At 74.6% G+C, this 7,149-nt stretch carries 9 protein-coding genes; all 9 read left to right on the top strand.

What is annotated here, in order from left to right; all coding sequences use genetic code 11:
* On the top strand, positions 1–1,056 hold a 1,056-nt coding region (gene thrC / locus ID574_RS58135; RefSeq protein ID WP_188197667.1), incomplete at its 5' end, for a threonine synthase.
* A gap of 112 nt (positions 1,057–1,168) precedes the next feature.
* Positions 1,169–1,777, top strand: a complete 609-nt coding sequence (locus ID574_RS58130; RefSeq protein ID WP_188197666.1) for a biotin transporter BioY — start codon at positions 1,169–1,171, stop codon at positions 1,775–1,777.
* Positions 1,778–1,784: 7 nt separating this feature from the next.
* A complete protein-coding gene (locus ID574_RS58125; RefSeq protein WP_188197665.1) occupies positions 1,785–3,152 on the top strand; it encodes a class I adenylate-forming enzyme family protein in 1,368 nt (455 codons plus the stop codon).
* 2 nt (positions 3,153–3,154) lie between these two features.
* A complete protein-coding gene (locus ID574_RS58120) occupies positions 3,155–4,300 on the top strand; it encodes a thiolase family protein (protein ID WP_188197664.1) in 1,146 nt (381 codons plus the stop codon).
* Positions 4,297–4,971: an energy-coupling factor ABC transporter ATP-binding protein gene (locus tag ID574_RS58115; RefSeq protein ID WP_188197663.1), complete on the top strand. Its 675-nt coding sequence runs from the start codon at positions 4,297–4,299 to the stop codon at positions 4,969–4,971. Before ID574_RS58120 ends, ID574_RS58115 begins: the two co-directional genes overlap by 4 nt.
* Positions 4,968–5,573, top strand: coding sequence for an energy-coupling factor transporter transmembrane component T family protein (locus ID574_RS58110; protein WP_188197662.1), 606 nt, complete (start codon positions 4,968–4,970; stop codon positions 5,571–5,573). The genes ID574_RS58115 and ID574_RS58110 overlap by 4 nt, the downstream gene beginning before the upstream one ends.
* 47 nt (positions 5,574–5,620) lie before the next feature.
* Positions 5,621–6,007 carry an ArsR/SmtB family transcription factor gene (locus ID574_RS58105; RefSeq protein WP_188197661.1) on the top strand — a complete coding sequence of 129 codons (387 nt, stop codon included), beginning with the start codon at positions 5,621–5,623 and terminating at the stop codon, positions 6,005–6,007.
* Positions 6,007–6,627, top strand: coding sequence for an SRPBCC family protein (locus tag ID574_RS58100; RefSeq protein WP_188197660.1), 621 nt, complete (start codon positions 6,007–6,009; stop codon positions 6,625–6,627). The genes ID574_RS58105 and ID574_RS58100 overlap by 1 nt, the downstream gene beginning before the upstream one ends.
* The gene (locus ID574_RS58095) at positions 6,624–7,022 is read left to right on the top strand and encodes a VOC family protein (RefSeq protein ID WP_188197659.1); all 399 of its coding nucleotides are present in this window, start codon (positions 6,624–6,626) and stop codon (positions 7,020–7,022) included. The genes ID574_RS58100 and ID574_RS58095 overlap by 4 nt, the downstream gene beginning before the upstream one ends.
* Positions 7,023–7,149: the final 127 nt, after the last annotated feature.

The raw sequence follows: 7,149 nt of genomic DNA, 5'->3' as shown, positions 1-7,149 counted from the left end.
TGGCATGGCTTGATCAACAGCGGCTACCGGCGCTGGCTGCCGGTCACCGACGACACCCCGGCCGTCTCGCTGAACGAGGGCAACACCCCGCTGCTGCGCTCGGCGCACCTGTCGGAGCTGACCGGCTGTGAGGTGTGGCTGAAGGTCGAGGGCGCCAATCCGACGGGATCGTTCAAGGACCGCGGGATGACGGTGGCGATCAGCAGGGCGGCCGAGCGCGGTGCGCAGACCGTCATCTGCGCCTCCACCGGCAACACCAGCGCCTCGGCCGCCGCGTACGCCGCCCGCGCCGGCCTCACGGCGGCGGTGCTCGTCCCCAAGGGCCGCGTCGCGCTGGCCAAGCTGAGCCAGGCCGTCCGCTACGGCGCCCGGATCGTGGAGATCGACGGCACTTTCGACGACTGCCTGCGCGTCGCCCGCGAGCTGGCCGGCCACCACCCGGTCGCGCTGGTCAACTCGGTCGGCAACGAGCTGCGCCTGGCCGGTCAACGCACCGTCGCCTACGAGATCGTGGACGCGCTGGGCGACGCGCCCGACGTGCACTGCCTGCCGGTCGGCAACGGCGGCAACATCACCGCCACCTGGGGCGGCTACCGGACGTACCGGAGCGCAGGCCTGGCCACCCGGCTGCCGCGTATGTGGGGGTTCCAGGCGGCGGGCGCGGCGCCGCTCGTGCACGGCGCGCCGGTCGCCGACCCGCGGACGGAGGCGAGCGCGATCCGCGTCGGCAGCCCGGCCACCTGGGACGGCGCGGTGGCCGCGCGCGAGGAGTCGGGCGGACTGATCGCCGCGGTGACCGACGAGCAGATCTTCGCGGCGTACCGGATGCTGGCCGGCCGCGACGGCGTCTTCGCCGAGCCCGCCTCGGCGGCCGGCGTGGCGGGCCTGCTCGACCGGCACGCGAAGGGCCTGCTGGAGCCGGGTCTGCGGGTGGTGGTCACGCTGAGCGGCAACGGCCTGAAGGACCTGGACGCCTCCCTGCGCGACGGCTACACCACGACGGAGACCTCGGCGGCCACCGCCGACGTGGCCCGCGCCCTCCGCCTGGCGGCCTGACCGGCCGGGTCCCGATGTGTGGAAAGGTAGCGTCCGATCGCAGATGATCGCCCGGAATGTTGTGGGAAGTCTCCATGCCTGAAGGGTGCCGTTCTGGTGTGGGATCGACCCCATGAAGGATGCAGGGAAGAAGCGCCGGTTCCCCACGGGCGACCTGGCGAGGGTGGCCGTGTTCGCCGCGTTGATCGCGGTGCTCGGGCTCCCGGGAGGGTTCAACGTCTTCGGCAGCAGTGTCCCGATCACCTTGCAGACGCTGGGCGTGATGCTGGCGGGCGCCATCCTCGGCGCATGGCGGGGCGCGCTGGCCGTGGCGGTGCTGCTCGTGCTGGTCGCGGCGGGGCTGCCGCTGCTGGCGGGCGGCCGCGGCGGGCTGGGCGTCTTCGCCGGGCCGTCGGTGGGGTTCCTCATCGGCTGGATCCCCGGGGCGGCGATGGTCGGCTGGCTGGTCGAGCGGGCGGGGCGCGATCCCGGGGTCGTCCGGCTCGTGCTGGCGTGCCTGGCGGGCGGCGTCGGCGTGGTCTACGTGTTCGGCATTCCCGCATGGTCCCTGGTCACGGGGCAGTCGCTGGGTCAGGTGGCGCTGTTGTCCATCGCGTTCCTGCCCGGCGACCTGGCCAAGGCGGTGCTGACGGCCCTCGTGGCCCGCGGCACGCAGCGGGCCTACCCGGACGCGGTCCCGGCCGTGCACCAGGAGCGGGTGCGGGCCGGCAGGGGGCGTTGACCCGTACATGCCGGTAGCGGAACACGTCCTGCGGCACGCCGCCGTGCGCCCGGCCAGGCCGGCGGTGCGCGGGCCGCAGTGCGAGCTCACCTACGGCGAGCTCGCGGACGACATCGACGGTGCCGCCCGGCACCTGCTCGGCCGGGGCGTCCGCCCCGGATCGCTCGTCGCGATCGGGGTGGCCGACCCGGTCGCGATGCTGGTCGCCGTGCTGGCCGCGGACCTGGCGGGCGCGACGCCGCTGGTGGGCGACCACGCGTGGGACCGGCGGCGGTGGGCCAGGATGATCGGCGCGGCCGCGGTGGACCTGCTGGTCGACGCGCCGCTGCCGTACGGGCCAGGCCCGGCCGTGGAGCACGTGGCGGCGCCCGGCGACCGGGCGTGGGCGTGCTTCAGCTCCGGCAGCACGGGCCGGCCGCGCGCGGTCGTGCGCACCCGCGCCTCGTGGACCGGGTCGTTCCCGCACGTGAGCGACCTGGCCGGGATCGGGCCCGGCGACGTCGTGCTGGTCCCCGGGCCGCTGGCGTCCTCCCTGTACGCCTTCGCCGCCCTGCACGCCCTGTCCGCCGGCGCCACGGCGGTCGTGCCCGGCCGCTGGCCCGCCGGGTCGCTGGCCGGGCACCTCGGTCGGGCCACGGTCGTGCACGTGGTGCCGCACCTGCTGCCCGCCGTGCTGGCGCGGCCGGGCGCGTTGCGGACGGCCGTGGTCGGCGGCGCGGCGCTCGACCCCCGCTCGCGGGAGGCTGCGGAGCCTGCCGGGGTGGAGGTCGTGTCGTACTACGGCGCGACCGAGCTGTCCTTCGTCGCCGTGGACCCCGACGGGGGTGGGCTGCGTCCCTTTCCGGGCGTCGAGCTCGAGGTCAGGCCCCGGCCGGGGAGCGTGCTGGGGGAGGTGTGGGTGCGGTCGCCCTGGCTGTCGGAGGGGTATCTGGGCGGGGTGGCGGGGCCGCTGCGCCGCGACGGTGACGGTTGGATGACCGTGGGCGACGTGGCGCATCCGTACCGGGTAGGAGAGGTGCTGCGGCTGCGCGGCCGCGGCGACGGCGCGATCCAGACCGGCGGCGCCACCGTCGTGCCGGAGGACGTGGAGGAGGTGCTCAGGAAGGTGCCCGGCGTGGGCGACATCGTGGTGATCGGCTCGCCGCACCCGTCCCTGGGCTCGGTGGTCACGGCCGTCCTCGAGGCCGACGGCGCCTCGCCGCCGCCGCGGGCGCTGCTGGAGGCGGTGGCCAGGAGCGGGCTGGACGTGGCGCAGCGGCCGCGCCGCTGGTACGCGGTCCCGAGCCTGCCGCGCACGCAGGCGGGCAAGCCCGCACGGGCCCTGGTCGCGGCCCGGCTGGCCGGCGGCGACCCCGACATCCGGCGGCTGACCTGAACATGAGCGACACACCGGTGATCGTGGCCGCCCGGCGCACACCCATCGGCACGGCCGGGCACGCGTTCAAGGACCTGACCGTGGACCGGCTGGCGGCACCCGTGATCGCGGCCGTGGCCCGCGAGGTGGCCGGCCGGCGGGTGGACGACGTGGTGCTGGGCAACTGCATGGGGCCGGGCGGCAACGTGGCCCGGGTGGCGGCGCTGGCGGCCGGGCTGGGGCACGGCGTGCCCGGGGTCACGGTGGACCGGCAGTGCGGCAGCGGGCTGGCCGCGATCCTGGTGGCCGGGCAGGCGGTCCGCGCCGGGGACATGGAGCTGGTGATCGCGGGCGGGGCGGAGAGCGCCTCGACCGCGCCGCTGCGTACGCATCGGGGGGCGGCCGAGCCGTACCGCCGGGCGCCTTTCGCGCCCGGCGGCCACCCCGACCCCGACATGGGCGACGCCGCCGAGGCGCTGGCCGCGGCCCGCGGGATCACCAGGGAGCGTCAGGACGCCTACGCCTGCCGCAGCCACGCCGCCGCGCTGGCCGCCCGACAGGCGGGACGCTTCGCCGAGGAGATCGTCCCGGTCGGCGGCCGGGACGACGACCAGCGGCCGCGGCCGCTGCGGCAGGCGTCGCTGGCCCGGCTGCCCGCGGCGTTCGTGCCGGGCGGTACAGTGACGGCCGGAAATTCGTCCCCGGTCAGCGACGGCGCCGCGGCCGTGGCCGTCGTGCCCGAGCGGCTGCGTGCGGGGCTGCCGGGGTTGCGGCTGGTGGCCGGGTCCGTCGTCGGGTGCGATCCCGCGCTGCCCGGGTGGGGGCCGGTGCCCGCGGTGCGCCGGGTGCTGGCGCGTACGGGGGTGGAGATGGAGCGGGTCGCCGCGGTGGAGATCGTGGAGGCGTTCGCGGCGCAGGTGCTGGCCGTCACGGACGCGCTGGGGCTCGATCCGCTGGGCGCCGACGGCGGACGGGTCTGCGCCGACGGCGGGGCGCTGGCGCTGGGTCATCCGTGGGGCGCCACCGGCGCGGTCGTGGTGACCCGGCTGTTCAGCCGGCTGGTGCGCGGCGGGGCGCCGCCGGGCACCCTCGGGCTGGCCACCGCCGCGGTCGGCGGCGGCCTGGGCGTGGCCGCGCTGTTCGAGGTCGTCCGAGGCGGTGGGAGTTGATCGAGTTCGCCGACGTGCACGTCCGCCTGGGCTCACGCGACGTGCTGCGCGGCATCACCGCCTGCCTGCCCGAGCGGCGCGTCGGCGTGGTCGGGGCCAACGGGTCGGGCAAGAGCACGCTGGCCCGCCTGATCAACGGGCTGGCGTTGCCGACCTCCGGCAGCGTCACCGTGCTGGGCCTGGACACCCGACGCCACGCCGCCAAGATCAGACGCGGCGTCGGGTTCCTGTTCACCGACCCCGACGCGCAGATCGTCATGCCGACGGTGGCCGAGGACGTGGCCTTCTCGCTGCGCCGCAAGCGCCTCCCGCGCGAGGAGGTCGAGCGGCGGGTGGCGGAGGTCCTGGCCCGCTACGGCCTGGCCGGCCACGCCGACCACCCGGCGCACCACCTGTCGGGCGGGCAGAAGCAGCTGCTGGCCCTGTGCTCGGTGATGGTGCTGGAGCCGGACGTCCTGGTCATGGACGAGCCCACGACGCTGCTGGACCTGCGTCATTCGCGCCAGGTCGCCGACCTGCTGCGGGAGATGCCGCAGCAGGTGGTGGTGGTCAGCCACGACCTGCCGCTGCTGGCGGGCTTCGACCGGGTGCTGGTGCTCGACGAGGGCCGCGTGGTCGCCGACGGCACGCCGGACGAGGCCATCGCCCACTACCGGAAGATCATGTCGTGACCGGGCTCACCGGCGCGTATGTGCCCGGCACCTCGCCGCTGCACCGGCTGCCGGCCGGGGCCAAGCTGGGCGGGCTCGCCGCCGCGTGCACGGTGCTGGTGCTGCTGGGCTCGCCGGCGGCGCTGGCGGGGGCGGCGGCGGCCGTGGCGGGCCTGTACGCGCTGGCGCGTGTGGGGGTGGCGGCGGCCTGGGCGCAGGTGCGTCCGGTGCGCTGGTTCGCGGTGGCGCTGTTCGCCCTGCAGTGGTTCACGGTGGGGGTGGAGGGCGCGGCCGTCACGACCTTGCGTGTGGTGCTCGCGGTCGCGCTGGCGGGCCTGGTGACGATCACCACGCGCACCTCCGACATGCTGGCCACGCTGGAACGCTGCCTGGCGCCGGCCCGGTTCGTCGGCCTGGATCCGTTCCGGGTGTCCCTGCTGCTGTCGCTGACCATCCGCAGCGTGCCCGTGCTGACCGGGCTGGCCGCCCGCGTCCGTGAGGCGCAGCGGGCGAGGGGTGTCGAGCGCAGCCTGCGGGCCTTCGCGGTGCCGCTGGTGGTCGGCGCGCTGCGGCACGCCGACGCGCTCGGCGAGGCGCTCAGCGCCCGCGGGCTGGACGACTGACAGTACCAGGTTTGACTTATATAAGCCGTTCCTGAAAAGCTGACGTCGTGCACGCCTTCGACGTCCTCGGCGATCCTGTCCGGCGCCGGATCCTGGAGCTGCTGGCCGGCGGCGAGCAGAGCTCCGGCGAGCTCACCGCCGTGATCCAGCGCGAGTTCGGAATATCGCAGCCTGCCGTCTCCCAGCACCTGCGGGTGCTGCGCGACAACGGGTTCGCCCGCGTGCGGGCCCAGGGCACCCGGCGGCTCTACTCCGTCGAGCCAGGGCCGCTGCAGGAGGTCGACGTGTGGTTGGAGCGCTTTCGCGGATTCTGGAGCCAGCGTCTGGACTCTCTGGCCACGGAGTTGGCTCGCGGCAAGCGCGAGCGGCGCATGACAGGCGGGACCCCCAGGACGAGCGAGGCATCCCCGACAGAGGAGGCGAAGGACACCTGATGGACATCGTTGACGAGATCAACAGGGCTCATCGCGAGCTGCTCAACGGCGATCGCAAGGTCATGACGCTGCGGCGGCGCTACGACGCGGAGATCGAGGACGTGTGGGACGCCTGCACGAGCGCCGAGCGGCTGAACCGCTGGTTCCTGCCCGTGACCGGGGACCTGCGGCTCGGCGGCACCTACCAGTTCGAGGGCAACGCGGGCGGCGAGATCCTGCGGTGCGAGCCGCCCCGCCTGCTGAGGGTCAGCTGGCTGTTCGGCGACAACCCCGGCTTCTCCGAGGTCGAGGTGCGGCTGTCCGCCGAGGACGGCGGCACCCTGCTCGAGCTCGTCCACGCCGCCGACGTGCCCCCGGAGTTCTGGTCCGGCTTCGGCCCCGGCGCCACCGGCGTGGGCTGGGACCTGGCGCTGCTGGGCCTGGGCCTGCACCTGACGGTGGGCGGAGGCCGGATCGACGAGGAGTCGTTCCACCTGACCGACGAGGGCAGACGCTTCATCACCGCCAGCAGCCAGGCGTGGGGCCGGGCCTACGCGGCCGCGGGCGGCACACCCGACGAGGTCGCCGCCGCCGTGGCCGCCACCACGGCGTTCTACGCCCCCCAGGAAGAGCGGTCATGACCCAGAAGACCACCACCTTCCTCATGTTCCAGCACGGCGACGCCGAGGAGGCCATGACGTTCTACACCTCCCTCTTCGACGACTCCAAAGTGGTGAACGTCGATCGCTACGCCCCTGGCGAGCCCGGCCCGGAGGGCAAGATCAAGCACGCCACGTTCACGATGGCGGGCCAGGAGTACATGTGCATCGACAGCAACACCCCGCACCCCTTCGATTTCACGCCGTCGATGTCCATCTACGTAGCGTGCGAGACCGAGGAGGAGATCGACCGCCTGTACGCGGCGCTGGCCGAGGGCGGCCGGCCGCTGATGCCGCTCGGCTCCTACGGTTTCAGCAGCAAGTTCGGCTGGGTGAACGACCGCTTCGGCGTCTCCTGGCAGGTCAACCTCCCCTGACCGCTGATTAGAAGCCCTTCTATATTGACAAGCATCTAATCAAGGGCGAGGCTTTGTTTCGAGAGCCATCGATTCAAGCCGTCGGCCCGTCCGCCGCGCTCCGGGCCGGCGCCCCGAAAGGAGCCCT

The sequence above is a fragment of the Nonomuraea sp. SYSU D8015 genome, assembly GCF_008065375.1.
Lineage (GTDB): Bacteria > Actinomycetota > Actinomycetes > Streptosporangiales > Streptosporangiaceae > Nonomuraea.
The sequence above is the reverse complement of the archived record's forward strand: the minus strand, read 5'-3'. Positions and strand labels throughout refer to the sequence as shown.

Excerpts from the sequence above, each read along its gene's own strand:
- ID574_RS58130 (WP_188197666.1), top strand. The coding sequence starts at position 1,169 with ATGAAGGATGCAGGGAAGAAGCGCCGGTTCCCCACGGGCGACCTGGCG.
- ID574_RS58125 (WP_188197665.1), top strand. The coding sequence starts at position 1,785 with ATGCCGGTAGCGGAACACGTCCTGCGGCACGCCGCCGTGCGCCCGGCC.
- ID574_RS58120 (WP_188197664.1), top strand. The coding sequence starts at position 3,155 with ATGAGCGACACACCGGTGATCGTGGCCGCCCGGCGCACACCCATCGGC.
- ID574_RS58100 (WP_188197660.1), top strand. The coding sequence starts at position 6,007 with ATGGACATCGTTGACGAGATCAACAGGGCTCATCGCGAGCTGCTCAAC.
- ID574_RS58095 (WP_188197659.1), top strand. The coding sequence starts at position 6,624 with ATGACCCAGAAGACCACCACCTTCCTCATGTTCCAGCACGGCGACGCC.